The 22,840-nt window shown below is 59.8% G+C and carries 23 protein-coding genes; 2 read left to right on the top strand and 21 right to left on the bottom strand.

What is annotated here, in order from left to right:
• Positions 1-130 precede the first annotated feature (130 nt).
• Complete coding sequence (locus ACQR3R_RS12490) at positions 131-589, top strand: GNAT family N-acetyltransferase (RefSeq protein WP_428272506.1); 459 nt, start codon at positions 131-133, stop codon at positions 587-589.
• Between the two features lie 4 nt (positions 590-593).
• On the opposite strand, the gene ACQR3R_RS12485 is transcribed toward ACQR3R_RS12490, so the two are convergent.
• The 21 genes from ACQR3R_RS12485 to ACQR3R_RS12385 all read right to left on the bottom strand — a co-directional run bounded on the left by ACQR3R_RS12485 (position 594) and on the right by ACQR3R_RS12385 (position 21,967).
• Positions 594-2,033, bottom strand: a complete 1,440-nt coding sequence (locus tag ACQR3R_RS12485; protein ID WP_428272505.1) for a M15 family metallopeptidase — start codon at positions 2,031-2,033, stop codon at positions 594-596.
• A 2-nt stretch (positions 2,034-2,035) separates the two neighbouring features.
• Positions 2,036-3,214 carry a PLP-dependent transferase gene (locus ACQR3R_RS12480; RefSeq protein ID WP_428272504.1) on the bottom strand — a complete coding sequence of 393 codons (1,179 nt, stop codon included), beginning with the start codon at positions 3,212-3,214 and terminating at the stop codon, positions 2,036-2,038.
• Positions 3,211-4,587, bottom strand: coding sequence for a pyridoxal-phosphate dependent enzyme (locus ACQR3R_RS12475; protein WP_428272503.1), 1,377 nt, complete (start codon positions 4,585-4,587; stop codon positions 3,211-3,213). The genes ACQR3R_RS12480 and ACQR3R_RS12475 overlap by 4 nt, the downstream gene beginning before the upstream one ends.
• Positions 4,588-4,696: 109 nt before the next feature.
• Positions 4,697-5,926 (bottom strand): hypothetical protein, encoded by a 1,230-nt coding sequence (locus tag ACQR3R_RS12470; RefSeq protein ID WP_428272502.1) that lies wholly within the window; start codon positions 5,924-5,926, stop codon positions 4,697-4,699.
• A gap of 375 nt (positions 5,927-6,301) precedes the next feature.
• The gene (locus tag ACQR3R_RS12465) at positions 6,302-7,261 is read right to left on the bottom strand and encodes a 2Fe-2S iron-sulfur cluster-binding protein (protein ID WP_428272501.1); all 960 of its coding nucleotides are present in this window, start codon (positions 7,259-7,261) and stop codon (positions 6,302-6,304) included.
• 35 nt (positions 7,262-7,296) lie between these two features.
• Positions 7,297-8,331, bottom strand: coding sequence for a Rieske 2Fe-2S domain-containing protein (locus tag ACQR3R_RS12460; protein WP_428272500.1), 1,035 nt, complete (start codon positions 8,329-8,331; stop codon positions 7,297-7,299).
• 21 nt (positions 8,332-8,352) lie between these two features.
• Positions 8,353-8,580, bottom strand: coding sequence for a recombinase-like helix-turn-helix domain-containing protein (locus ACQR3R_RS12455; protein ID WP_428272499.1), 228 nt, complete (start codon positions 8,578-8,580; stop codon positions 8,353-8,355).
• Between the two features lie 100 nt (positions 8,581-8,680).
• Positions 8,681-9,823, bottom strand: a complete 1,143-nt coding sequence (locus tag ACQR3R_RS12450) for an FAD-dependent monooxygenase (protein ID WP_428272497.1) — start codon at positions 9,821-9,823, stop codon at positions 8,681-8,683.
• A 13-nt stretch (positions 9,824-9,836) separates the two neighbouring features.
• Positions 9,837-10,802, bottom strand: a complete 966-nt coding sequence (locus ACQR3R_RS12445) for a VOC family protein (protein WP_428272496.1) — start codon at positions 10,800-10,802, stop codon at positions 9,837-9,839.
• Entirely contained in the window at positions 10,799-12,295 is a 1,497-nt protein-coding gene (locus ACQR3R_RS12440) for an aldehyde dehydrogenase family protein (protein WP_428272495.1), read from the bottom strand. Before ACQR3R_RS12440 ends, ACQR3R_RS12445 begins: the two co-directional genes overlap by 4 nt.
• Before the next feature lie 9 nt (positions 12,296-12,304).
• Positions 12,305-13,108 carry an aspartate dehydrogenase gene (locus ACQR3R_RS12435; protein ID WP_428272494.1) on the bottom strand — a complete coding sequence of 268 codons (804 nt, stop codon included), beginning with the start codon at positions 13,106-13,108 and terminating at the stop codon, positions 12,305-12,307.
• 10 nt (positions 13,109-13,118) lie between these two features.
• Positions 13,119-14,801, bottom strand: a complete 1,683-nt coding sequence (locus ACQR3R_RS12430; protein ID WP_428272493.1) for a thiamine pyrophosphate-binding protein — start codon at positions 14,799-14,801, stop codon at positions 13,119-13,121.
• Positions 14,794-15,591 carry an SDR family oxidoreductase gene (locus tag ACQR3R_RS12425; protein WP_428272492.1) on the bottom strand — a complete coding sequence of 266 codons (798 nt, stop codon included), beginning with the start codon at positions 15,589-15,591 and terminating at the stop codon, positions 14,794-14,796. Before ACQR3R_RS12425 ends, ACQR3R_RS12430 begins: the two co-directional genes overlap by 8 nt.
• A gap of 1 nt (position 15,592) precedes the next feature.
• Positions 15,593-16,429, bottom strand: a complete 837-nt coding sequence (locus ACQR3R_RS12420; RefSeq protein WP_428272491.1) for an IclR family transcriptional regulator domain-containing protein — start codon at positions 16,427-16,429, stop codon at positions 15,593-15,595.
• The gene (locus ACQR3R_RS12415) at positions 16,426-17,310 is read right to left on the bottom strand and encodes an alpha/beta fold hydrolase (protein ID WP_428272490.1); all 885 of its coding nucleotides are present in this window, start codon (positions 17,308-17,310) and stop codon (positions 16,426-16,428) included. The genes ACQR3R_RS12420 and ACQR3R_RS12415 overlap by 4 nt, the downstream gene beginning before the upstream one ends.
• 4 nt (positions 17,311-17,314) lie before the next feature.
• Positions 17,315-17,866 (bottom strand): cupin domain-containing protein, encoded by a 552-nt coding sequence (locus tag ACQR3R_RS12410; protein ID WP_428272489.1) that lies wholly within the window; start codon positions 17,864-17,866, stop codon positions 17,315-17,317.
• A gap of 13 nt (positions 17,867-17,879) precedes the next feature.
• Positions 17,880-18,647 (bottom strand): SDR family oxidoreductase, encoded by a 768-nt coding sequence (locus ACQR3R_RS12405; RefSeq protein WP_428272488.1) that lies wholly within the window; start codon positions 18,645-18,647, stop codon positions 17,880-17,882.
• Positions 18,644-19,420, bottom strand: coding sequence for an ABC transporter permease subunit (locus tag ACQR3R_RS12400; RefSeq protein WP_428272487.1), 777 nt, complete (start codon positions 19,418-19,420; stop codon positions 18,644-18,646). The genes ACQR3R_RS12405 and ACQR3R_RS12400 overlap by 4 nt, the downstream gene beginning before the upstream one ends.
• A 28-nt stretch (positions 19,421-19,448) precedes the next feature.
• On the bottom strand, positions 19,449-20,450 hold the full coding sequence (locus ACQR3R_RS12395; protein ID WP_428272486.1) for an ABC transporter substrate-binding protein: 1,002 nt from the start codon (positions 20,448-20,450) through the stop codon (positions 19,449-19,451).
• 41 nt (positions 20,451-20,491) lie between these two features.
• Positions 20,492-21,343, bottom strand: a complete 852-nt coding sequence (locus ACQR3R_RS12390; RefSeq protein WP_428272485.1) for an ATP-binding cassette domain-containing protein — start codon at positions 21,341-21,343, stop codon at positions 20,492-20,494.
• Between the two features lie 378 nt (positions 21,344-21,721).
• Positions 21,722-21,967 carry a hypothetical protein gene (locus ACQR3R_RS12385; protein WP_428272484.1) on the bottom strand — a complete coding sequence of 82 codons (246 nt, stop codon included), beginning with the start codon at positions 21,965-21,967 and terminating at the stop codon, positions 21,722-21,724.
• 127 nt (positions 21,968-22,094) lie between these two features.
• Between ACQR3R_RS12385 and ACQR3R_RS12380 the strand changes: the two genes are divergently transcribed.
• On the top strand, positions 22,095-22,838 hold the full coding sequence (locus tag ACQR3R_RS12380; RefSeq protein ID WP_428272483.1) for an SDR family oxidoreductase: 744 nt from the start codon (positions 22,095-22,097) through the stop codon (positions 22,836-22,838).
• The last annotated feature ends 2 nt before the right edge of the window (positions 22,839-22,840 follow it).

Raw genomic sequence — 22,840 nt, 5'->3', positions numbered from 1 at the left:
CTTGCCGGTGATGGCAATTCCAAAAACGCCATCGCTGGCAAGTCAGGCTATCTACAGGTGCTGACTGATCGGCTATAACCTTTAAGAGATGATCCCCGATGTTTAACTCCTCCGTAAGGAAACGATTGCCATGACGCTTCAGGCCCATCGCGCCGACGCCAGCCACCTCGACACCATCGCCGGCCTGTTCGACGCTTACCGTGGTTTTTACGGCCAGCCATCAAACCTTGCGCAATCACGAGCCTTCATCAGTGAGCGCATCGCCCGTGATGAGTCGGTGATTTTCTTCGCCAAGGACCCTGATGGCGAACCACTGGGATTCGTGCAGTTGTTCCCGACTTTTTCTTCCATCGACGCGCATCGCACCTGGCTGCTCGGCGATCTGTTTACCGCACCGGCCGCCCGGGGTCGCGGGGTGGGGACGTTGCTGATGAACACGGCGCGCTCCTTCGCCGTGTTGAGCGGCGCTAAAGGCATGACCCTGGAAACCGCCACGGATAACGCCACCGCGCAGCGGTTATATGAATCATTGGGCTATGTGCGCGATACCGGGTATTTCACTTACTGCCTGGATTTGAAACAGGGCTGACCGATCAGCGTGGCGGCAGGTTCCAGCCTGCACGCTGCTGGTCGTATTGGGCCTCGGGCATTTGCACCAGCAGTGGCGACTGACGCGGATCCAGCCAGTCGAACAAACGCGTAATGTTCGCCGGTGCCATCGCCGTACAACCGAGCGTCGGCGAGTCGGGGCCACGCCAGATGTGAAAGAAGATGCATGAGCCCGACGCGGGCGATGCTGGCGTGTTGTGCTCGATGAAGATGCCTTTTCGATACAAAACATCCTCGCTGCGCATGTGTTCCGAATGGGCCCAGTCTTTGCTTTCAGCGGCGCCATCGACCAGTTCGTTGTAGTGCCTGGAGTGGCTGTCATCCACGCATTCGGTGGTCGCTGTCAGCGCGAGGTAGGGCAGTTTGGTGTCGGCTTTTTCTTCAAAACCAAACGCCGTTCCCAGCGTGAAAACCCCGGCGGGTGCCTTGCCGTCGCCCTCACGCTTGCTCGGGCCTTCACCCGGCGCGTTGCTGTTCAATCCCTTGCCCCAGGCCATTCCGCTTTTGCCCACCACCACCGCAAAGGCCTCGCCCACCTTGCGAAAGGTTGTCCCGTCGCGCTCATAACGTTGTGCGATGCCGTGGATGTCATCCCAGTTTTTGCTGGTGACAACGATCAATTGGTGGCTGCTGCCGAGTGCATCGCTGCTGCTGCGCGCGGTAACGGGAAAGTCCATGACCGCTTTCGGGGCGTCTGCTCCACCGAAAGTGAAGTGCCACCACTCTTTCGAATACCCGCTGAATCCTGCTTTTTCCATGGCGCTGCCCAGTCGCAGGCGATTGGCCTTAGCGGTTGCATTGATCGCGGCGCTGGCGGTGTGCGCGCGCTCGTCGAAACAATCAAAACCGGTGCCCATGTCGAGGCCGCCATCGTGCCAGCGCTGTCCATACGGCGCGGTGCAGTCGGCTTGCGCTGCGGCAGGCGTCCAGGTAGCGGCGGGCAACGCGTGCGGCCCGGTCAATGTCAGGTCCACGGTCGAGCCTCTGGAGTGATTAGACACCCGCGCCACATAGCCCAGGCGCCAGAAATCCTGCTTGTTCACCCGTGGATAGAACTCGGCTTTGCGCGGGTCTCCCGGCTGCGTCGCGAAACGGGCCATGTCCGCCACCGCGCGGCTCGGTCGGTAGCAGTCGAATACCTTCAAGCCGTAACCCTGGGCGCGCAACGCTGTCTGGACTTGCGAGAGGGCTTTGGCGGTGTCCAGTGACAGCATGCATTCTGCGGCAGCATAACCGTCCAGCGGATGGCCAGTGAAGTTGTGGGCGCCGGCGTAACGCATGTCTTGCTCGATGCTGGCGTCGACATCGCGTAAATACACCATGCCTTCAGGTTTTGATTCGGCGACGGCCATGCCTGGTACTGCAAGGCTCAGGCAGCACAGCGACAGCAGCCATGGCCGGGTGAAATGGCTCAGAGGACGCATGTTCAAATCCGTTTCAGTGCCTGGGCCAAGTCTGCGCGCAAGTCTTCGACGTCCTCGACCCCCACCGACAAACGCACCAGCGCATCACCAATACCCAACTGCGCCCGGGTGTCTGCCGGGATGGTGGCGTGCGTCATGATCGCCGGGTGCTCGATCAGGCTTTCGACGCCGCCCAGGCTCTCGGCCAGCGCGAAAATCTGTACGTTCTCCAGAACGCGTCTGGAGCCTGCGAGGTTGGTGTTCAGGTCGAGCGAAATCATCCCGCCAAAACCGCGCATCTGGCTGCGCGCCAACGCGTGCTGCGGGTGCGACGGCAGGCCCGGATAGTAAACCCGTGCGACTTGCGGCTGTTGCTCCAGCCATTGCGCCAGGTCCAGTGCATTGCTGCAGTGGCGCTCCATGCGCAGGGCCAGGGTTTTCACCCCTCGCAATGTCAGGAACGCGTCGAACGGCCCGGCAATGGCGCCCACTGCGTTTTGCAGGAAGCCCAGGCGCTCGGCCAGTTCGGCATTTTGCCCGACCACGGCGATGCCCCCGATCACATCGGAATGGCCGTTCAGGTACTTGGTGGTTGAATGCACCACGATATCGAAGCCCAGCTCCAGCGGGCGCTGTATCCATGGGCTGGCAAAGGTATTGTCGGCCACGCAGAGGATGCCGCGCTCGCGGCAGATTCGAGCGATGGCGGTCAGGTCAGTCAGGCGCAACAGGGGATTGCTGGGCGTCTCCACGCAGACCATTCGCGTGTCGTCCTGCAACGCGGCTTCGAACGCTGCCAGGTCCGTCAGGTCGACGAAGCTGAAACGATGCCCGGCGCTGCGCCGGCGAACTTTGTCGAACAGTCGAAACGTGCCGCCATACAAGTCATTGCCAGAGACGATGTGAGCATCGGCGTCGAGCAGTTCGAGCACCGTGGAAATCGCCGCCAGCCCGGAGGCGAAAGCGAATGCCCGGGTGCCGCCCTCAAGGTCGGCGACGCAACGTTCCAGCGCAAAACGCGTCGGGTTATGCGAGCGCCCGTAGTCCAGGCCCTTGTGCACGCCGGGGCTTTGTTGCAGATACGTGGAGTTGGCGTAGATCGGCGGCATCAGTGCGCCGGTAGAAGGGTCTGGCGATTGTCCGGCGTGAATCACCCGCGTGGCGAACGCGTGTGGCGTGGCACTTTCATCGTGCTGGCTCATGTCAGGGATCTCCGTAAATGATTGAGCATGTCGACGCGGGTAATCAAGCCGTGGAAGCCTGAGGCATCGGCGATGATCGCCACCAACCCACGGTCGAGTTCCGCTCGCAATTGCGCCAGGCTGGCGTCGGGCGCCAGGGTTTGCAACTTGTCGGTCATGGCGCTGGCCACGGTCAGGCGAAAGTGCGAGGCGTCTTCTCGCATGCCGAGCAAGATATCCGATTCGTCGATCACGCCCACCAGACGTTTCCCGTCCACCAACACCGGCAGTTGCGATACATCCGCCAGGCGCATGCGCTGGAAGGCTGTCAGCAGCGTGTCGTCCGGCCCGACGCTGATCACCCGGCCATCCTCGAAACGCCGTGCGATCAAGTCGCGCAGATCACCGTAGCGCTTGTACTTGAGCAAGCCCTGATCGTTCATCCACTGATCGTTGTACACCTTCGACAAGTAGCGAGTGCCGGTGTCGCAGACGAAACTGACCACGCGTTTGGGTGTGGTTTGCTCGCGGCAGTACCGCAGCGCCGCTGCCAGCAAGGTGCCGGTGGACGAGCCGCCCAGAATGCCTTCGGCGCGCAGCAGTTGGCGCGCATGATCGAAACTTTCCTCATCGCTGATGGAGTAAGCGTGACGCACGCTGGAAAGGTCGGCAATCGATGGAATGAAGTCTTCACCAATCCCTTCCACCGCCCACGAACCGGGCGTTGTGAGGGAGCCACTGCGGCTGTATTCGGCCATCACTGACCCGACCGGATCGGCCAACACCATGGCCAGGTCCGGCTGCACGCGACGAAAGAAACGCGTGAGCCCGGTAAGCGTCCCGGCCGAACCGACCCCGACCACAATCGCATCCAGATCATGCTGTGTTTGAGCCCAGATCTCGGGCGCAGTGCTGCACTCGTGAGCCAGTGGATTGGCCGGGTTATTAAACTGATCAGCGAAAAATGCGTCGGGAATTTCCTGCGCTAGCCGTGCCGCGACGTCCTGGTAATAATCGGCATGACCCTTGCCGACATCGGAGCGGGTGATGTGCACCTCGGCACCCATGGCCTTGAGGTGCAGCACCTTCTCGGTGGACATCTTGTCCGGCACCACCAACACCACGCGATAGCCCTTGGCGCGCCCGACCAGCGCCAGGCCCAGGCCGGTATTGCCGGCCGTGGCCTCGACGATGGTACCGCCCGGTCGCAAGCGGCCGTCGCGCTCTGCGGCATCGATCATTGCCAGCCCGATACGGTCCTTGATCGAACCGCCGGGGTTCTGTGATTCGAGTTTGAGAAACAGCGTGCACAGCCCCGTATCGAAACGGCTGACACGCACCAGTGGCGTGTTGCCGATCAGTTCCAGTACGGCCGGGCGTGAGTCGTTCTGCATGTCGTCACCTCGTTGGCAAAGCCTTGCTTGGACCTTAGGCCGGGATCACGATAGCCGCAACCGTGCGCAGTCGGCCGGTTGCTTTTGCCCTGCACAACGATGGCTGTTATCAGAAGTAATAACCGATGTTGATATTAGTCCGGTAGAACCACTCGTTACTGCCGCTGGAGCGGGTGTTGGTAAATCCGCTGCCGTTTTCCGCACCACCGTAGGGGTTGGCGTTTTTGGCCCAGGTCAGGTCAAGCCAGGCAATGATCGGCATCGCCAGGAACTGCGCCCCGACGGTGTACATTTGCGAGTCGTCCCAGCCGCTTTTGTCTTTCATCAGCCGACTGTAATCATTGTAGAGCTTGATCTTTTTCAGCTGACCCAGTTTCGGCGTGAGGACGTCGTAGCTGACGTTCAGCGAACCGATGGTGGCTTTTGCGGCAATCAGGTAAGCGGGCGTCAGGCCATTACCGCCCATCAGTACCGAATCGTCGCTGACCCCAGCAGGGTTTTTCGGATCGTATTCATAGCGAATGCCCTGGGTGGTCACGGTCCAGGGGCCGGCATTGATGATGGCGTGAATGCCGCCGGCCCAGTAATCGCCATCGTCTTTGGTGGTGGCGTTGTACAGTTGAGCAGTCGCTAGCGAAGCACCCAATTCAGTTTTCCAGCCGTCGTTGATGAACGTCCGTGCGACCCGTGCATTGATCTGGTTGTGCTTCTCGTTGTCCTGACGCGATTGGGTGAACGCAATCGCATTGTCCTTCAAGTCGGCGTAGCGTCCGATTTCCGGCGAGTAACGAATATCGGAGGGCAGCATGCGCGGGAAAAAGCCCACTTGCACATCCCAGTCCTGATCCTTGTAGCTGTACTTCAAACCGGTGCCGGCACTCACGGCATAGCCCATGAAGAATGGCAGGTGATAACTCCAGCCGAACTGCGGATACGGTTCCAGGCCGAATGGCTTGAACGGCGCCCCCAGTTGCAGGTTTGAATGGCTGTTCAGCCGATAGCCGACAAAGCCGCGATCGATGGCGCGCTTGCCATCGTCCTGAAACCAGTAGCCGACATCACTGAACAGGTTTTTATAGGTTGCTTGTACGTCCAGGCGAAAGGTATCGAACAGAAACCTGCCGTTGTTTTCGGTGGTGTCCCAATGTTCATCCCGGTAGTTGGTTCGCAAGGCGCCACCGATGTCCAGGCTGCTTTCGCCGTCATCACTGCGCCAGGCGATGTGCGGAAACGGTTTTTTTACTGTACTGGTTACTTCCGGAGTCGCAGGCCCGGGCTCACCGGCGAAGCTAAAGCAACTGTTTAACATCAAGCCCAAGCATATAACGTACTTCTTCATGTCGATCTCCCCTGAACGTTTAGCGTTGTAAAGCGATAGGCAACACTTTCCCGCTTGTCTTTAAGATGACCATTAGCGAGTGACTCAACGTGCTGCGTGATTGTTTGCTGTTTCGTGGGTGGTACGGTGTATGACAGGTGAACTTGTTATGGCTTGAGCAGAAAGCGTGCCAACGTTAAGGGTGTTGTATTTGTTTGAATAAATTGTTTAAAAACAATTGTTTATATAGGAAACAGGTTTTCTTGTATTGCCCTTGAAACGCAAGCTGAACGGAGTAACTAAACTGCACGCTTAGTGTGCGTTCTTACTCCGCTGTTCATAAAAAAGGCCGACAACAATGTCGGCCTTTTAAGAGTTAGAGTTTAAAGTGATGTGTTATAGATCAAGCACCAACCGCTGACTTTTACATCCCGATACACACACCATTATCGATTTGTTGGCGGCTCGTTCGGCTTTGGTCAACACGCCATCGCGATGATCGACGTCACCCGCCAGCACAGCTGTTTCGCACGAACCGCACACCCCTTCACGACAGCTGTAGTCGATATCGCAACCGGCCTTGAGCAACACATCCAGCAAACTCAGGCCTGGCTCGACCGACAGTGTCCTGCCGGACTTTTTCAGCTCGACGCTGTAACGGCTTTGCGCGTCTTGCGACGGCGGTAGCTCGGCTGCCGCGAAGCGCTCGATGTGGGCATGTGGGTACCCGAGACTTTCACAGGTGCTTTCGAAAGCATCGAGCATCGGCGTTGGACCGCAGCAATAAAAGTGCGTATCGCGCGGCTGATCCGCCAGATAAGTGGCCAGGTTTGGCGGCACACCTTTTTCGTCATTGAAGTGGTAAATCACTTTGGCATTCAGGCCGCCGAGCTCTTCCACCAGGGCGGCCTCCTGCCGTGAGCGTGCGCAGTAGATCAGCTCGGCGGATTTCCCCAATGCCAGCAGTTGGCGGAACATGCAGTAAACAGGTGTGATGCCAATACCACCTGCCACCAGCACGCTGTGCGTGGCCGTTAAATCAAGTTCGAAATTATTGCGCGGTGACGAGATCGACAGCTGCATGCCGACGCGCAATTGTCCGTGCACATACTCCGAGCCGCCGCGGCTGTTGCGATCACGCAGGATGCCGACGACATAGCGACCTTGATCGCTGGGCGAGTTCAGCAGCGAGTAGCTGCGTACCAGTCCATTGGGCAAATGCAGATCGATGTGCGAGCCGGCATCGAACGGGGCGAATACCGTGTCGCCAAACGGCCGCAACTCAACACTGATAATGCCTTCAGCTTCGTAGCGCAGCGTATGCACACGAGCGCAGAGGGGGGATGAATGGGACATGGCTCACCTCTTTTCGACAATTCGCAAAACAGTGCTCATGGCAGTTGTTTCGCTTCGATCAGTTCCAGCTGCGACTTGGCAGCGTTCTTCAGGTAACGACGCAGGCGCACCACGCCCAAGTCATGCTGGTAGAGGTTTTCTCGTTGGTTGGCGTCGGGCTCCATGAATTCGAGCAGTACCCGGTCCTGTTCCAGCACCGCCCAGTGTCGTGCTTCCAGACGATTTTTGTAGAGGAAGCGCCAAGTGTCGCGCTGCCAACCCGTCAGCGGCCGGCAGCGCCAGTGGAATACCGCCGACAAGGCGCGACTGCTGGGTGTGTAGCTGCCGATGATGGTGAAGTTGCCGCCGGGGCCACCGGTTTTCGGGTAAGGAATTTCCAGGCGCAACCAGTGGCAACCGTTGTCCATGAACTCGGTCCAGTCAAAGTTGACCCCGCGCTGACCCTCCTTCTCGAAGAAGAAACCATGGTCGGTGTCGCGAGTGACGAATTTAGCCGTGGCCTCGCCTTCGCTCATGGAGTGCGACATCTTGTGCAGATAGGTGCCGTGCATCGGGTCCATGACGTTGTCGATCACATAGCGGTAATCGCCTTTCCATTCGGTGTAGCAAACAAAACTGCTCCACAGTGGCGAGGTCAGTTGTTCAGGCAACACCAGCTCCGGCGGCGTGCCGATGTGCGGGTCGGTGGCGTTGTAGAGGAAGATTGCGCCAGCAGCCTCGCGTGTGTGGAACATCCGCGTCGGTCGACTGCCTTCGAGTTTGCACCCCGGGCTCCCTGGCACTTTGGTGACAGTACCGTCGCAGCGCACCTCCACGCCGTGATAAGGGCACTGCAGGCGGTCACCCAACACCGGCCCCTGCGACAAAGGCGCGCCGCGGTGCGGGCAATGATCTTCCAAAGCGTGCACGCCGCCATCGTTATCGCGCCACAACGCTATCTTGTAGCCCAATCGACGGATGGACACCGGTTTTACGCCCAACAGGTCCGAAGGCAAGACAGGAAACCACAAGTCCTTCAGGCCATTGGCCAAGATGTTTTCAACAGGGTCGACGGTTGTTTGCATGTTCATTTCTTATCGTCCTCCGGCGGGTCATTCGCCCAGCCGAGCCATCAGGGTTTTATAGGCGTCTTCAGTCCACTCACCCGTGGTCAGGGGGCAGGGCGGCCCGGCCAGGTTCAAGTGCGCGAGCAATGCCGGCAGTTCAGTCACCCCGTTGCCAAAGGCGCGTTCAATGGAGTCCCCGAGCAACTCTTCAAATTGGGTGTTCGGACGCTTCCGGGCCTGATGCGGCTCCACATAAGGTTCGCTATTGCTCATCTCGTCGATCTCGGTTGAGTACCCCTTGGCGGATCATTTCTCGCAGGGGAATAACGTCTACGGGGCACCCGCGATATTTCGCGGGTGCATCTGTCATGTTTCAGGCCGCGTTGGGTGTCGGCACGGTCCAGGCGTCATAGCCGTAGACCCAATCGGCGTTGCCACCGTCCTTCAGCCATTGATTGCCACGTGAACCAATCTGGATCTGACTGGTGCGTTGCAGTCGCGCCTGCTGATAAGCCTCAAGCGCAGCGGCGATCTGCGCGGTGCCTTGCAGGTCCTGCAGATGGCGAGCCAGTACCACCGCGTCTTCGATTGCCTGGCCGGCGCCTTGGGCCATGAACGGCATCATCGGATGACAGGCGTCACCCAGCAGGGTCATCGCACCTTTGGACCAGAACGGCAGTGGGTCGCGTTCGTACAACGCGGTTTTCAGCACTTCGCTGCACGCATCGAGCAACGCGCGCGCATCCGCATGAAAGTCCTGGTAGTGGCTGCGTAACTCATCGGCATCGCCGGCGCTGGTCCAGGATTCTTCATGCCAGCTGTCCTGCGCCGTGGTGGCGAAGATGAAAATATCCCGCCCTTGATTCAACGGGAATGTCACGATCTGGCTGTGCGGTGTCGGGCCCCACCATTTGGTGAATGCCTGAATGTTTGGCACGTGGGCGACGCTCTCGGCGGGCACCACGGCGCGATAAGCGACCACGCCGGTAAAGCGCGGTTGTTCATCGCCGAACAGCGCATTGCGCACCACCGAATGAATACCGTCGGCGCCGATCAACAGATCGCTGACGTGGCGAGTGCCGTCCTTGAAGCGCAATTCGATTCCGCCAGCGGTTTGCAGCACCTGTTCGGCACGTTTGCCAAACTGCACGTGTGCTTGCGGGAAGACATCGGCCAGCGCGGCCAGCAGGTCAGCACGGTGAATGGTCAATTGCGGAGCGCCATATTTCTTTTCGGCAGCATCAGACATTTCCAGGCGCGACGTTTCCTCGCCGGTGTCCCACAAGCGGCTGATCCGGTGTGTCGGACGTGCGGCCGGGATACGCACCGCCGCGCCCACGCCCAAACCATCAAGAGCACGCACCGCGTTGGGCGTCAGGTTGATGTCGGCCCCGACCCGCAGAAAGGCTTTCGATTGTTCAAATACGGTGACGTTATGACCCGCACGGTGCAGCGCAATGGCGGCAGTCAAGCCACCGATGCCGGCACCGGCAATAGCGATATTCAGCGAAGACATGGACGACTCCTGCTCAGGATTTCGGTTTGTCGGTAAGAAACTTGCCCTGCGGTGCTTCGATATTTTGCTGGCGCCGCGTGTTGCCATCGATGCCGCCGGCAATGGCCCACTCGGCGAAGACCGTCGGGCCGGGCTCGAACGTGCGTGGCTGCCATTCACCGGTCAGTTGATCTTCGTCGGCGTAGTACTCGACCAGTGCGCCGGCCGGATTTTTGAAGTACCAGAAAAACGCTGAAGACACCGGATGCCGCCCCGGGCCGATTTCGGTCGCCCAGCCACTGCGGGAGATGTGCATGCCGCCGCCGAACACTTCGTGCACATCGCGCACGGTGAAGGCGACGTGGTTCAAACCGGCGCGAGGGGCGGGCAGTTGCAGCATGAACAAGTCGTGGTGGCCACCTTCTTCAGCGGTGCGCAGGAAGGCGCCACGGTCCGGATAGCGGTCTGAGGCCTGGAAGCCGAAACGTTGGTGGTAGAAGGCTTCGCAAACGTTGACGTCCTTGACGAAAAACACCACATGCCCCACTTCTATCGGCGTGGCGCGGTCGTAAACAGGCGCAGCCTTGTTGATGCGTCCTTTGGTTTGCCACGTATTGTGGCCGCTGCACTCGATATTCAGTTCACGCTTGCGGGTCACTTGCAGGCGGATCGCCAAGCCGTTGGGGTCGGTGCAGCCGATGCGCCCGTTGGCCTCAACGAAGCCTGGATCATTGGCGATGCGTTCGCTGTACAGCTTCAGGTCGGCGTCGCTTTCAACGCCCCAAACCACTTCGCGCACCGTCGAACCCGCTTCGATGGCGGGCGGCAAGCCTGCCTTGTTGATGTCGGCGAGCACCACGCGGCAACCGTTGAGGGTTTCGAAGATCACTTCGTCAGGCTGCTCGCTGACTTTGCTCAGGCCCCAGTCGCTGAAAAACCGGCTGCTGGTGTCGAGGTCCTCGACGCCGTAGGTCACTTCATCAATGCCCAAAACACTCATAATCCAACCTCTCGTTGCACACCGGCCCAGGCCAGTGGCTGTTCGTTCATGCCCCAATAAAGGCTTTTTTGTTCCATGTACTGCAGGATGCCGAGGCGACCTTTTTCACGGCCCAGGCCGCTGTCGCGCCAGCCACCGAACGGGGTCGAAATCGAAAACTGCTTGTAGGTATTGATCCATACCGTGCCAGCCTGGATTTTCCGGGCCAGCGCCCAGGCGCGTTTGTAATCGCGGGTCCAGATGCCGGCGGCGAGGGCGTACAGGCTGTCGTTGGCCTGCTCCAGCAGTTGCGCCTCGTCATCAAATGGCATCGCCACCAATACCGGCCCGAAAATCTCCTCCTGGCACACCTGCTGGCTGTTGTTCAGGCCTTCGATGATGGTCGGCGGGTAGTAAAAACCCCGGTCGTAAACGCTGCCGGTCAACCGCCGGCCACCGAGCAGCAGGCGTCCACCTTCGGCAAGCCCGAGCGCGACATAGCGCTCCACGGACTCACGGTGAGCGGCGCTGATCAGCGGGCCCATTTGCGTGCCTTCATCTGCTGGATCACCAACCCTTAACTCGGCTGCGGCGGTCACCAGCCGCGCCATGAACGGTTCGTATAAGGCGCGGGCGACAAATAATCGCGAACCGGCAATGCAGGCCTCTCCCGAAGAACTGAAGATGCCGTACAACACCCCAGCCACCGCGTGGTCGAGGTCGGCGTCGTCGAGCACGATGGTCGGCGATTTGCCGCCCAGTTCCAGCGACACCGGCATCATTTTGTCGGCAGCGATGTGGGCGATGTGCTTGCCGGTTTTAGTGCCGCCAGTGAACGACACACGTTTGACCAGCGGGTGCCGGGTCAGCGCATCGCCGAGTAGCGAACCTTTACCCGGCAATACGCTGAGCAGGCCTTTTGGCAAGCCGGCATCGTCGCAAATACGCGCCAGTTGCAAGGCCATCAACGGCGTGATTTCCGCCGGTTTGATCACCACGGCGTTGCCAGCGGCCAGCGCAGGTGCAACTTTCTGCGCTTCGCTGGCAACCGGAGAGTTCCACGGAGTGATGGCGGCGATCACGCCCATCGGTTCGTAAACGCTCATGCTGACGAAATCACCACGGGACGGTGTGATGGTTTCTTCGAGGGTTTCACAGGCCGAAGCGAAGAACTGGAAAGTACCGGCAGCACTGGCAACCAATGCCCGGGTTTCGTTGATCGGCTTGCCATTGTCCTGGCGTTGCAGGTGTGCCAGCTCTTCACTGCGTTCGCGCATCAGTTCGCCGATGCGGTACAAAACACTGGCCCGCTCGTGAGGTTTGCGTTGCGCCCAGCCGCTGTGCAAAAACGCCTGGTGCGCGCCGTGTACGGCGTCCTCAACGTCTTCGACACTGGCGGCGTTAAGCCAGGCCACCGCTTCACCGGTCGCGGGGTAACAAGTGGCGTAGCGTTCGCCGCGACCGAGTCGCCATTCGCCGGCAATGCAGATCGGTAAAGTCTGTTCGAGAGTCATTGCTGTCCCCTAAATCGAAATCGCGTGAGCGTGGTTACCCAGGGCGCGCACGACGCTGTACACAGTCAGCGCCGAGGTCTTCGGGTTGGCCAGCAGTGGTTTGCCACGCAGGCTTAGTTCGAACCCGCCAAAGGCACCGCGCGCTTCGAAGTGATGCACGTTTTCTTCAATCGCCGGATCGGCAATCAGCGTCACATGGGTGCGATCGAGGCCGAGGCCCGCCAGCGACAAGGTGGCGGCGACGTTGGCGTTTTTCGGATAAAGGTGAGCCGCCTCGCGAGCGCTGCCCTCAAAAATCACAGTCGCTTCGGTGATGCTGTCCAGGTCACAGACCTGTTCAGCGGGGGTATTTTTCCAGGCGCGTGCCGGTTTGCGTCCGGTGTAGTTGACCGAGTCCAGTCCGCCGACCTTGGCTGCCGACAAGGCGTCGATACCGCCGATGGCACCCGGCAGTAACTCGATGCGGGTTTGACCGCGCTCGGCGGCTGCCTCCAGGCGTTCCACCAGACCCACTTCGGACAGCGCGCCCACCGAAACAATCAGGCAGGCAATGCCACGTTCCAGCGCCGGCAACACGTGTTCCTCGATGGCTCGGTGGCCGGCGCACTCGACCAACAGGTCTGGGCGCGCATCAGCCGGTAGCTCGGTCAGCACGTGTGGTGGCTGTTTGAAACTGGCCAGCCGCTGGCGTACCAATGCTTCGGAACCTTGCGATGCAATGACGTAGTCGACGCACAACTGCGGGTCTTTCTCCAGCAGTTCGAGCACGCCGACGCCAATGGCGCCGCAGCCGATCATGGTGATATGCAACATGACGAATTCCTCAGGCCGTGGCTTTTTGCGCGTTGGTTTCGCTATTGGGCGGACCGGCGAACTGGGTGGCGAAGCTACCGACGCTGAGCATGTCGACTTCCAGCAGGAACGGCCCTGGTTGCGCCAGTGCGCCATCGACAACGCGACCGAAATCCTTCAGGTCGGTGACCAGTGCGTGGCGCAGCTTCAGCGACTCGGCCAGCTTCGAATAGTCGGGTGTGTGCAGGTCGACGTAGCAATGGCGGCTGCCGTAGACCGCGTCCTGAATGTTGCGGATCACCCCGTAACGCTGATCGTTCATCAGCAGGATCACCACGTTGGCGTTTTCTTGCACCAGCGTCGCCAGTTCGCCGAGGTTGAGAATGAAACCGCCGTCACCGGCCAGGGCAAACACTTTGCGCCCAGGCGCCGTTTCGGCAGCGGCCACGGCAGCACCAATGCCCATCGACAAGCCCTGGCCAATGCCGCCGCCCAGTGCATGCACGCCTGAGCGCGGGTGAAACAGGGTCAGCAAGCGGTTGCCCCAGATGCTATTGGACAGCGTGACGTCGCGTACCCACGAGAAATTGCGCCCGGTCATCGCCTGCAGTTGTTCGACCATTGCCGAGTACGGGCCAAGGTCGGCGATCAGTTGCTGGCGCGACTTCTCGCGTACCGCTTTCAAGTCCGTGAGGAAGGTAGGGTCGATGCGCAGGCGACCTTGCAATCGGTCCGCCAGCCCCTCAAGCGCCAGTGCCGAATCACCACAGATAAACAGTTCACTGTTATAGCTGCGACCTTCAATGGCCGGGTTAGCGTCGATGCGCAAGGTGTTACGTGGCAGTTTCAGCGCGTACTTGAAGGTCTCGTTACTGCGCAGGCGTGAACCGGCGATCAGCAGCGCGTCGCAGCTTTGCAGGAACTGTTCGACCAGTTTGTTCTGCGAGAACGCGCCGAGGCAGCGATCGTCATCTTCGTTGACCACGCCGCGCCCTTGGGTCGAGGTGATAACGCCGACGCCCATGTCCAGCAGGCGTTTGACTTGGGGCCCGGCATGGCGTGCACCGCCGCCGAGCCACAGCAGTGGGCGGGTGGCGGCCGCCAGGCGCTCGGCGACCAGGTCCAGCGCATCCGGTGCAGGCACGGCGACCGGAACGGGCAGCGGCGACAGGTCGGCCGGCATTGGAATGAAGGTCGACTGAATGTCGATCGGAATCTCGACGCTTACCGGCCCGGTGGGCGCGGTCATTGCAGTCTGTACGGCAAGCTTCATCGTGCTGAGCGCGGTGTCGACGCTGCGTACCCGGAACGCGGCTTTGGACACAGCCTTGAGCATGGTCAGTTGGTCGCGAGCCTCGTGTATATACGCGAACTCCTGATCGAGGTACGGCGTTTCGATCTGCCCGGTGATGTGCAGTAATGGCGTACCCGCGGTCAGTGCTTCGACCATCGCGCCCGCAGCGTTACCGGCGGCAGTGCCGGTGGACGTCAGGCACACGCCGAGGCCGCCGGTGGTGCGGGCATAGGCGTCAGCCATGTTGGTGGCGCCCGCTTCACCGCGAGCCATGACGAAACGGATGTTGCCGCGCACCGCGAACGCATCGAGGATCGGCATGTTATGGATTGAAATCACGCCGAATACGGCTTTCACATCGCACTGCTCAAGGAACGCCGTGATGGCTGCGCCAACGGTGACAGTATTTTCATTACGCATGGCGAGACAGACCTCCGGAAACATCGATATGGCTGCCTGTGGTGTAAGCCGACAGAGGCGAGGCCAAAAACAGGATCGCGCGGGCCGCTTCAATCGGCAGGCCCAGGCGTCCTAGGGGAATGTGTTTTTGTTGGGCGAGCCGTGCGGTCCATTGGGGCCAGTCGAGCGCCCGTTCTTCGCGGGCCTCGAAACGTCGGCGCCACTGCCCGGACTCGACCAGACCAATAAGAATGCCGTTGACCCGAATGCCTTCAACGGCAAATTCGGTCGCCATCGAACGCACCAGGTTCATCACGCCGGCACGGGCCGCCGAGGTCGCAACCATGTGCGGTTCGGGCTGACTGGCCAGCAGCGAGTTGACGCAGACAATGGCTGGGTGCGGCTCACCTCGCAGCTGTGCCTTGAAGGCACGGACCGGGTTGATCACCGAGAAAAATTTCAGGTTCAGCTCTTCGGTCCAAGCGCTGTCAGAGGTGTCGGCAAAGGTCGATACCCGGCCTTGCCCGGCATTGTTGATCAGCACGCTGGCAGGCCCCAACGCCTTGAGGCTAGCGGCGGCGAAGGCGTTGACCGAGTCCGCGTCGAGTACGTTGCACACCTGTGCCAGCAACCGTGCTTGGGGGAAGCGTTGACGCAAACCGGCCTCGGCGTCCAACAAGCGGTTTTCATTGCGGCCGCAGAACGCCACGGCGGCACCGGCTTCAAGCAGCAACTCGACGCAGGCCAGGCCAATCCCCGAAGAACCTCCGGTGACGACGGCAGTGCAGCCCTGTAGTTGATAGAGGCTCATTTCAATCCCTCATCAACGCAGTCACGCGGTTCTGGCCGTCCTGACCGGCCGCGCTGTTGTAATCGAGCAGCCGCGACAGCTCATCGGCGCTGCGACGCACTTGCAGGAGTAATTCGTTGAAATTGACGTGGGCAATCTGTGTGGTCGGAATTGTCACGCCGAGGGCGGCGACAATCTGCCCGGACTGATCGCGCACCGGTGCGGCGACCGTCGAGATGGCCGATTCGAAGAAACCTTCACTGCTGACAAAACCTCGCTGACGGTCGGCCTGGACCATGTCAAACAACGCCATCACGGTTTTGGGTGTGCAAGGCGAGAACTGTTCCAGGTGATCTTCCGGGTACAGCTCGCGCAACTCTGCCAGCGACAGGTCTTCGAGCAGGATGCGCCCCAATACGGTGGCGTGGGCGGGCAGGCGAGTGCCCACATTGACCGCGCTGGAGAACACCGACGGTGGCGAAACCTTCGCCACATAGACAATCGAGCGGCCGTCGCGCACCACCAGATTGCTCGGGTAATTGAGACGGTCGCACAACTTTGCCAGCAGCGGTTGACCGAGCTCGGTCAGCTCCAGCGACGCCAGGTATTCGAAACCCAGGCGCAATACCGACATGCCGAGGCGGTATTCATTGCCGCTACGGGTGACAAAACCCATGGTCTCCAGCGTTGTCAGCAGGCGAAAGATAGTCGAGCGCGGCAGCGCAAGGCGCCGAGCAAGTTCCGGCGCGGTCAACGTGCGATTACGCCGGCTGAACTCACACAGCAGCAGCAAGCCACGTTCCAGGCCCGGCACAATGTATTTGTCCTGAGCGTCCTTCAGCGGATCAGAGTCGTTCATAGCGATACACCTGTCAGGGATTCTTTGATGGCAAAGGCCAGGCGGCCCGCCACCACACAAGGTTGTTCGATGGGGCTGGCGTGCCCTGCATCGGCGATAAGGTTGAATGTGCCGCCCAAGGCCTTGGCCAGGGTGAGGCAGCTTTCGGGGGGCGTGATGGCGTCGGCTTCGCCACAGTGCACCTCGCAAGACATCGACAGCGGCGCGTGCCGTAGCAAGTCCTCACCGCACAACAACTCGATGGCCTGGCGATAGCCTTCGGGATTCAGTCGCGCCATGTTCCATCGCACCCAGGCCAGCGCTTTTGGACTGGCAGCGGGGGCAAGCATGGCGCCACTGCGTTGCTCGGCCATGCGTTCAATGCCCAGTTGCTCCAGGGCACTCAGGCGCTTGCCGCGCACTTCCTGGCGCTGCAAGGCGCGCGATGGATGGCCGTAGCCCTGGGCCGGGCTGATCAGCACCAATCGGCTGATGCGCTGTTGGTGCACGCCGCTGGCGAACGCTGTGGCAGTGATCGCTCCCAGGGAGTGGCCGACCAGCACACAGCGCTGGATGTCCATTGCATCGAGCATCTGCAGCAGTCGCTCGGCGTAGTCGGTAGCGTCGGGGGCCAGCGACCTCAACGGTGTGGAATCACCGTAACCAGGTGCGTCCCAGGCAATGACCCGGGCGCGCTGGCCAAGCTCCTGCGCCACCTCCAGCCATGACGCCGAGCCCGAGCCGATCCCGTGCAACAACACAATGGCCGGGCCACTTCCGCATTCGCGAATGGCCTGGCGTCCGCCCATAACCGCAAGCGTGCGCAGGGGAAAGTGCAGTTCCAGCTGCGCTTCAAGGTCTGCAGTGATCTGCGGGGCGAGATGCTCGATGGCGTGCATCATGGGCTTATCCGCGCTTGATCGAAGCCAGAGGGTGCTCTGGCGGATAGGTTGGGGTCAGCGGCTTTTTCGCGCCGAGCATCACGCACATCAGCGCGTCTTCGTCGCCGATGTTGATCTCTTCGCGATACACGCCGGGCGGAACTGAAATCACGTCACGATCGGTGAGGATCGTTTCGAAACGCTCACCGTCCTTTTCAATCACGACCTTGAGCTTGCCGCGCAGTACAAAAAACACTTCTTCGACATCGGTGTGCAGGTGTGGCGGACCTTCATGACCCGCCGGAATCACCATGGTCGAAAACGTGAAGTTCTCCGATGGAATTGTGTTCATGTCGGTGCTCACACCCGTGCCGCCCGTGCCGATGTAACGCATTTGCGCACGACGGAACTTGGGGTCGTAGTCGGCCTGGAATTTCAGCGCGTTCCAGTCGTATTTGCGTGTGTCATAGCGAGCGATACGGGTTTTCATCCAACTTTCAAGATTGCTGCCGGCCGGCTGTTCCCAACTTTTCGGGGTGTCTTGCTGAGCGGTGAGGTTTGCGGATAGATCGGTCATGACAGTCTCCTGATCAAGGCATGACGAACCCGCCGTTGACCGGCAAGGTTTGTCCAGTGATGAAACGGGCGAGGTCGGACAATGCGAACAGCACGGCGCCGCTGACGTCTTCGGGAAGTTGTGGGCGCTGAATGGCCCGTTGGTCGTTGTACAAACGATGACGCGCCTCGGGCACGTAGGCAGTGGCTTCGACCAGCACTAGGCCGGGCGCGATGGCGTTGACCGTGATGTTGTCAGCGCCAAGTTCCCGGGCCAGGCTGCGGGTCATGGCGATAATTGCGCCCTTGCTCGCGACGTAGGCCAGGAGGTTAGGTGCACCCCACAGCGGGGTGTCGGACGCCAGGTTGACTATGGCGCCATGGCCGCTGGCACGCAGGGCCGGCAGACACCCTTTGGTCATCAGCCAGGTGCCGCGCACATTGACTTGCATCACCTGATCCCACGTGTCGAGGCTCAGCTCTTCGCACGTCTTGCCGCCGGAATTTGTGATTGAGGCGTTGTTCACCAGACCGTCCAGCCCACCGAGTAACCGGGTGGTGTCGGCGATGCACGCCTCGATGGAGTCGGGTTGCGCAAGATCGACCGCTACCCCATGCACGCTCAGGCCTTCGGCGACCAGTTCAGCCGCCGAGTGCTGCACGCGCTCGGCGAGAATATCGGCGATAACCACGTGCGCACCGGCGCGGCCGATAGCCCGGGCAAAGGCGTAACCCAACCCACGGGCACCCCCGGTAACGAGGACGCGTCGGCCTTCGAGCAAACGATTAAGGGCGGTCATCATTGAGTACTCAACATGGCTTTGGGCATGTAGTGCAGGACGCGTTTTTCGCTCCAGACCACAGCGCCATAAGCGAGTACGCCGATCAACGTGAGCATGACGATGGCGACGAATACACCTGCGGTGTTGCCTTGACCCTCGGAATCTACTAGCAGGAAGCCCAGGCCCTGGTTACCACCGACCAGCTCGCCGACCGTGACGCCGATCACCGCCAGCGTCGACGCAATGCGCAAACCGGAGAACAACGCAGCCATGGCCGAGGGAAACTCCACCAGGCGGAAGATCTGCCAGCGGCTGGCGTTCATCGTGCGCACCAGGTTGATCATGTCCGGGTCTACGGTGCGAATCGCCGAGAGCACGTTGATCATCACCGGGAAAAATACGATCAGGATGGCGATCAGTATCTTCGGGTAGATGGTGTAGCCCAACCACATCACGAACAGCGGCGCGAAGGCGACTTTCGGGGCGATTTGCAGTGCCAGAATGTATGGCGAGAGCATGGCTTCCGCGCCAGGCGAGAGTCCCAGCGACACGCCGATGGCCACACCCAACAGGGCTCCCAGACCGAAGCCGACAATGATTTCGAACGCGGTGATCAAGGTGTGTTGCAGCAAGCCACCGGTTTGCCACATCACCAGGCCTTCCTGGGCTACCCGGCTGAGTTTGGGCATCACGAATTCGGGCATGCCGAGCAGTCCAGGCCCCCATTGCCAAAGCGCCAGGAACAGGATCAGCAGAGCGATGCTGCCAAACACGGAGTTATTGAGGTTTTTCATCGTATCGTTACCTTGTTCTCACGTGCGTTCATTGCGCAGCTGTTTGGGTGTCGATGAACTGGTTGGTGTAGAGCTCGTCGAGCTTGGGCTCTTGAGTGACGATGCCCTCGCTGACATAGAACTCGCGGACCGCTTCCAGACGCGCGGGATCGATTCGCCCGAGAACGGTTTGGTTGGCGTAAACGTGCTCGACGTAAAGCTTGAATATTTTCCCCAGCGAATCTTCCTTGCCGGCGTAGGCCGGGACAGCCTTGGCGAAGGTCACGGCGGCTGCTCGTGGGTCCTGGATGATGTCGCGCATGCCCTGCAGCGTTGCCTGAACGGTGCCGTGCACAATGTCCGGGTGATGTTCGATGGCGTCGTCAGAGGCCAGGATCGACTGGGCCATGCTTTCGAAGATTTGCGCTTGCGGGATCAGTTTGATCTTCAGCCCGGACTCTTCGGAGTTGACGACCCAATCCGGAACACCGGCCATGGCTTCGGCCTTGTTTGCCGAGAACAGCTGCCAGACGCCGGCCGGTCCGGCGGCCTGAATGTTCACATCGGTTTTGCTCAGGCCGGCCTTACGCAAGGAGGCGAGCAGGGCGTAGTAAGTGGTGTCCGAGTACGACATGACGGTCACCGTCTTGCCCTTGAGGTCGGCGATCGAATTGATGTTTTGCGCCGCATTGGTTGCGATCATGGTCACGCCACCGGCGCCGAGCACGGCCACTGCGCGCACTGGAATTCCGTTGGCCCGCACTATGATCGGGGTGTCACCGATGGCACCACCGAGCATCGCATTGCCGGCGCCGATCTGTTTGGCCACGTCGACGCCGCCCTTGGCTGCAATGAAGTTCATGTTCAGGTTCTGGGCCGCGTAGTAGCCCTTTTGCTGGGCGATGATCCAGGGGGCAAATGCCGGCAGGTTCGGCGGCGCCGGTAACAAGTAGGTGACGTCGGTCGGCTGCGCCTGAACGGCGAATGCCACGCCCAGACCCAGCACAATGCCGATGGCCTGGGGCAAGCGTTGAAACAATGAATTGAACATGCGTACTCCTGAATCTGTGGATGGCCGTGGCGGGTGTTAAATCAATGCAGTTCGGTGTTCTCACTGACTTGCAACAACTCCATCAGGCGACCCACCAGAGGGCCGATTTCCGGCAACTTGCGGCGCTCCAGCGGGTTGTCGCGAAACGGCAGGTTGATGCTGATTTCTTCGATGATGGTGCCGGGTCGAGCACTCATGACCAGCAACCGATCGGACATGGCGATGGCTTCGATCAGGTCATGGGTAATGAACAGCGCGGTCTTCTTTTCATCGAACAGCATCCGCGCCATGTCTTGCTGCAAAATCATTTTGGTCTGGGCATCCAGCGCCGAAAACGGTTCGTCGAGGAACAGCACCTGCGGGTCAATGGCCAGCGTGCGGGCCAGTGCAGCGCGCTGACGCATGCCGCCTGATAGCTGGAAGGGGTAGTGATCGGCGAAGCCCTGCAGGTGGCATCGCTCGAGTAGATTGTTGGCCACAGCCTGGCGTTTCGCAGCGGCGACGCCCTGAATTTCCAGCCCCAGTTCGACATTGCGGCGGATGCTGCGCCAAGGCATCAGCAAGTCTTTTTGCAGCATGAATGCCACTTGGCGTACCGGGCCGGTGACCGCTTCACCGCCGACGAACACTTCGCCTTCAGTCGGTCGATACAAACCCGAACCCATGTTCAAAATGGTGCTCTTGCCACAACCGGAAGGGCCAATAATCGACACAACTTCACCGCGACGAATTTTGAAATTAACCTCGCGAATGGCAAAAGGCGCTTCGGACTTTCCCTTGGCCGGAAAACATTTACCGACATTGCGGAATTCAATTTCGGTGGGCTCCGGGTTTTCCTGCGCAGTATTTTTATTCCACTGAGGGGCGATGGCGTACATCTCGTTCACAGCCATTGGGAAGGGTCTCTGGTCTGTTTTATAGGTGATACAGTGTTTATTGCATGAACAATGCCAGCAGGTTGCCAAGCGCGTTTTTTGTTTAAAAAGGCTTTTTTATTAAAGGCTTATGAGATTTTTTGATAATTGCGGTTGTTTCATATATGAAACGAGGTTTCTTATACGGCACGAAACTGCACATCGTTTGTGCGCATGTTGGGGAAATGCGAGTGGGCGGTGCTTTTTTAAGTAACGTTGAAGGTGGGGAATAAGCGGATTTGTTTTATATACGAAACATGGTGCGAAATTTATTGTGTTTATTTGTCTGGTTTATATAAGTCGGCTGTTATTCGGCGATGGGTGAGCCGGTGATAGACATCATGTTTGATAAGCCGCTTATCTAACGTCCAGTCCTCGTGTCTCGGCCACTATGCGCGCCGCATCCCTGGCCGGCGGCAAGCCGAATACGCGGGCGTAATCGCGGCTTAGTAAAATCAGGTTGATCATCGGGTCGTAGACGGCTGCAAGCTGATGTTCCGGGATCTTGCCCTGAACCATGGCCACGCGGGGAATCCCGGTTTCAGTACACCGGTTTTCTGCTCTGGCAGCGAGTTTTCGACGTTCTGTCAGCTGATTTGTCATGGCGTCCATCTGACCGCAGCGCGCAAGCGAAAAGCAGAAACAGGCAGGTTTCGAGTAGGAACCTGCGCATGCGATCAAACGTTAATCGCTACCTTGGTTGCTCACCTGATTGAACGTGGAGCAACACATGAGTGTCATCGTTATCACTGGCGGCAGCCGAGGCATCGGTGCCAGCACCGCCATCGAATGTGCCCGGCGCGGCATGAGCGTCATCCTCACTTACAACAGCAACCCCGTAGCCGCCGAGTCGGTCGTGCGCACTGTCCAGGCTGACGGTGGCAATGCCGTGGCCCTTGAATTGGACGTGTGCGACGTCGGCAGTTTCGGTGTTTTTCGCGAAGCCGTGGAGTACACACTGGCATCGTCCTTTGGCCAGAAAACCCTGCGCGGCCTGGTCAATAACGCCGGTTATGGTGTGTTCAACCCGATTGAAACCGTCACCGAGGCACAGTTCGACGGCTTGCTGAACGTGCACCTCAAGGGGCCGTTCTTCCTGACCCAGGCATTACTGCCACTGATGGAGTCGGGCGCGAGTATTGTTAACCTGACCAGCGCGACAACGCGTGTTGCCACGGCGGGCGTGGCGCCTTATGCGGCGTTCAAGGGTGGTTTGGAGGTGCTCACGCGCTACATGGCCAAGGAGTTTGGTGAGCGGAAAATCCGCGCCAATGCGGTGTCGCCGGGTGCGATCCGTACCGAGTTGGGCGGCGGCCTGAACGATGAGTTCGAGGCTTTGCTCGCCTCGCAAACCGCGTTGGGTCGCGTCGGAGAGCCGGACGATGTTGCACAAGTGATTGCCGATCTACTGTCCGATAACAGCCGCTGGATCAACGCACAAACCATCGAAGTTGCCGGTGGCTACGCCATCTGAAT

Source organism: Gordonia sp. IEGM753 (assembly GCF_050321825.1).
GTDB lineage: Bacteria > Pseudomonadota > Gammaproteobacteria > Pseudomonadales > Pseudomonadaceae > Aquipseudomonas.
This window is presented reverse-complemented; position numbering and strand designations above follow the sequence as displayed.

Coding starts and splice junctions, on each gene's coding strand:
- ACQR3R_RS12430 (WP_428272493.1), bottom strand. CDS start 14,801: ATGCGTAATGAAAATACTGTCACCGTTGGCGCAGCCATCACGGCGTTC.
- ACQR3R_RS12450 (WP_428272497.1), bottom strand. CDS start 9,823: ATGTCTTCGCTGAATATCGCTATTGCCGGTGCCGGCATCGGTGGCTTG.
- ACQR3R_RS12455 (WP_428272499.1), bottom strand. CDS start 8,580: ATGAGCAATAGCGAACCTTATGTGGAGCCGCATCAGGCCCGGAAGCGT.
- ACQR3R_RS12415 (WP_428272490.1), bottom strand. CDS start 17,310: ATGATGCACGCCATCGAGCATCTCGCCCCGCAGATCACTGCAGACCTT.
- ACQR3R_RS12485 (WP_428272505.1), bottom strand. CDS start 2,033: ATGCGTCCTCTGAGCCATTTCACCCGGCCATGGCTGCTGTCGCTGTGC.
- ACQR3R_RS12445 (WP_428272496.1), bottom strand. CDS start 10,802: ATGAGTGTTTTGGGCATTGATGAAGTGACCTACGGCGTCGAGGACCTC.
- ACQR3R_RS12435 (WP_428272494.1), bottom strand. CDS start 13,108: ATGTTGCATATCACCATGATCGGCTGCGGCGCCATTGGCGTCGGCGTG.
- ACQR3R_RS12400 (WP_428272487.1), bottom strand. CDS start 19,420: ATGAAAAACCTCAATAACTCCGTGTTTGGCAGCATCGCTCTGCTGATC.
- ACQR3R_RS12475 (WP_428272503.1), bottom strand. CDS start 4,587: ATGCAGAACGACTCACGCCCGGCCGTACTGGAACTGATCGGCAACACG.
- ACQR3R_RS12465 (WP_428272501.1), bottom strand. CDS start 7,261: ATGTCCCATTCATCCCCCCTCTGCGCTCGTGTGCATACGCTGCGCTAC.
- ACQR3R_RS12440 (WP_428272495.1), bottom strand. CDS start 12,295: ATGACTCTCGAACAGACTTTACCGATCTGCATTGCCGGCGAATGGCGA.
- ACQR3R_RS12470 (WP_428272502.1), bottom strand. CDS start 5,926: ATGAAGAAGTACGTTATATGCTTGGGCTTGATGTTAAACAGTTGCTTT.
- ACQR3R_RS12460 (WP_428272500.1), bottom strand. CDS start 8,331: ATGAACATGCAAACAACCGTCGACCCTGTTGAAAACATCTTGGCCAAT.
- ACQR3R_RS12380 (WP_428272483.1), top strand. CDS start 22,095: ATGAGTGTCATCGTTATCACTGGCGGCAGCCGAGGCATCGGTGCCAGC.
- ACQR3R_RS12420 (WP_428272491.1), bottom strand. CDS start 16,429: ATGAACGACTCTGATCCGCTGAAGGACGCTCAGGACAAATACATTGTG.
- ACQR3R_RS12410 (WP_428272489.1), bottom strand. CDS start 17,866: ATGACCGATCTATCCGCAAACCTCACCGCTCAGCAAGACACCCCGAAA.
- ACQR3R_RS12480 (WP_428272504.1), bottom strand. CDS start 3,214: ATGAGCCAGCACGATGAAAGTGCCACGCCACACGCGTTCGCCACGCGG.
- ACQR3R_RS12425 (WP_428272492.1), bottom strand. CDS start 15,591: ATGAGCCTCTATCAACTACAGGGCTGCACTGCCGTCGTCACCGGAGGT.
- ACQR3R_RS12490 (WP_428272506.1), top strand. CDS start 131: ATGACGCTTCAGGCCCATCGCGCCGACGCCAGCCACCTCGACACCATC.
- ACQR3R_RS12405 (WP_428272488.1), bottom strand. CDS start 18,647: ATGATGACCGCCCTTAATCGTTTGCTCGAAGGCCGACGCGTCCTCGTT.
- ACQR3R_RS12390 (WP_428272485.1), bottom strand. CDS start 21,343: ATGGCTGTGAACGAGATGTACGCCATCGCCCCTCAGTGGAATAAAAAT.
- ACQR3R_RS12385 (WP_428272484.1), bottom strand. CDS start 21,967: ATGACAAATCAGCTGACAGAACGTCGAAAACTCGCTGCCAGAGCAGAA.
- ACQR3R_RS12395 (WP_428272486.1), bottom strand. CDS start 20,450: ATGTTCAATTCATTGTTTCAACGCTTGCCCCAGGCCATCGGCATTGTG.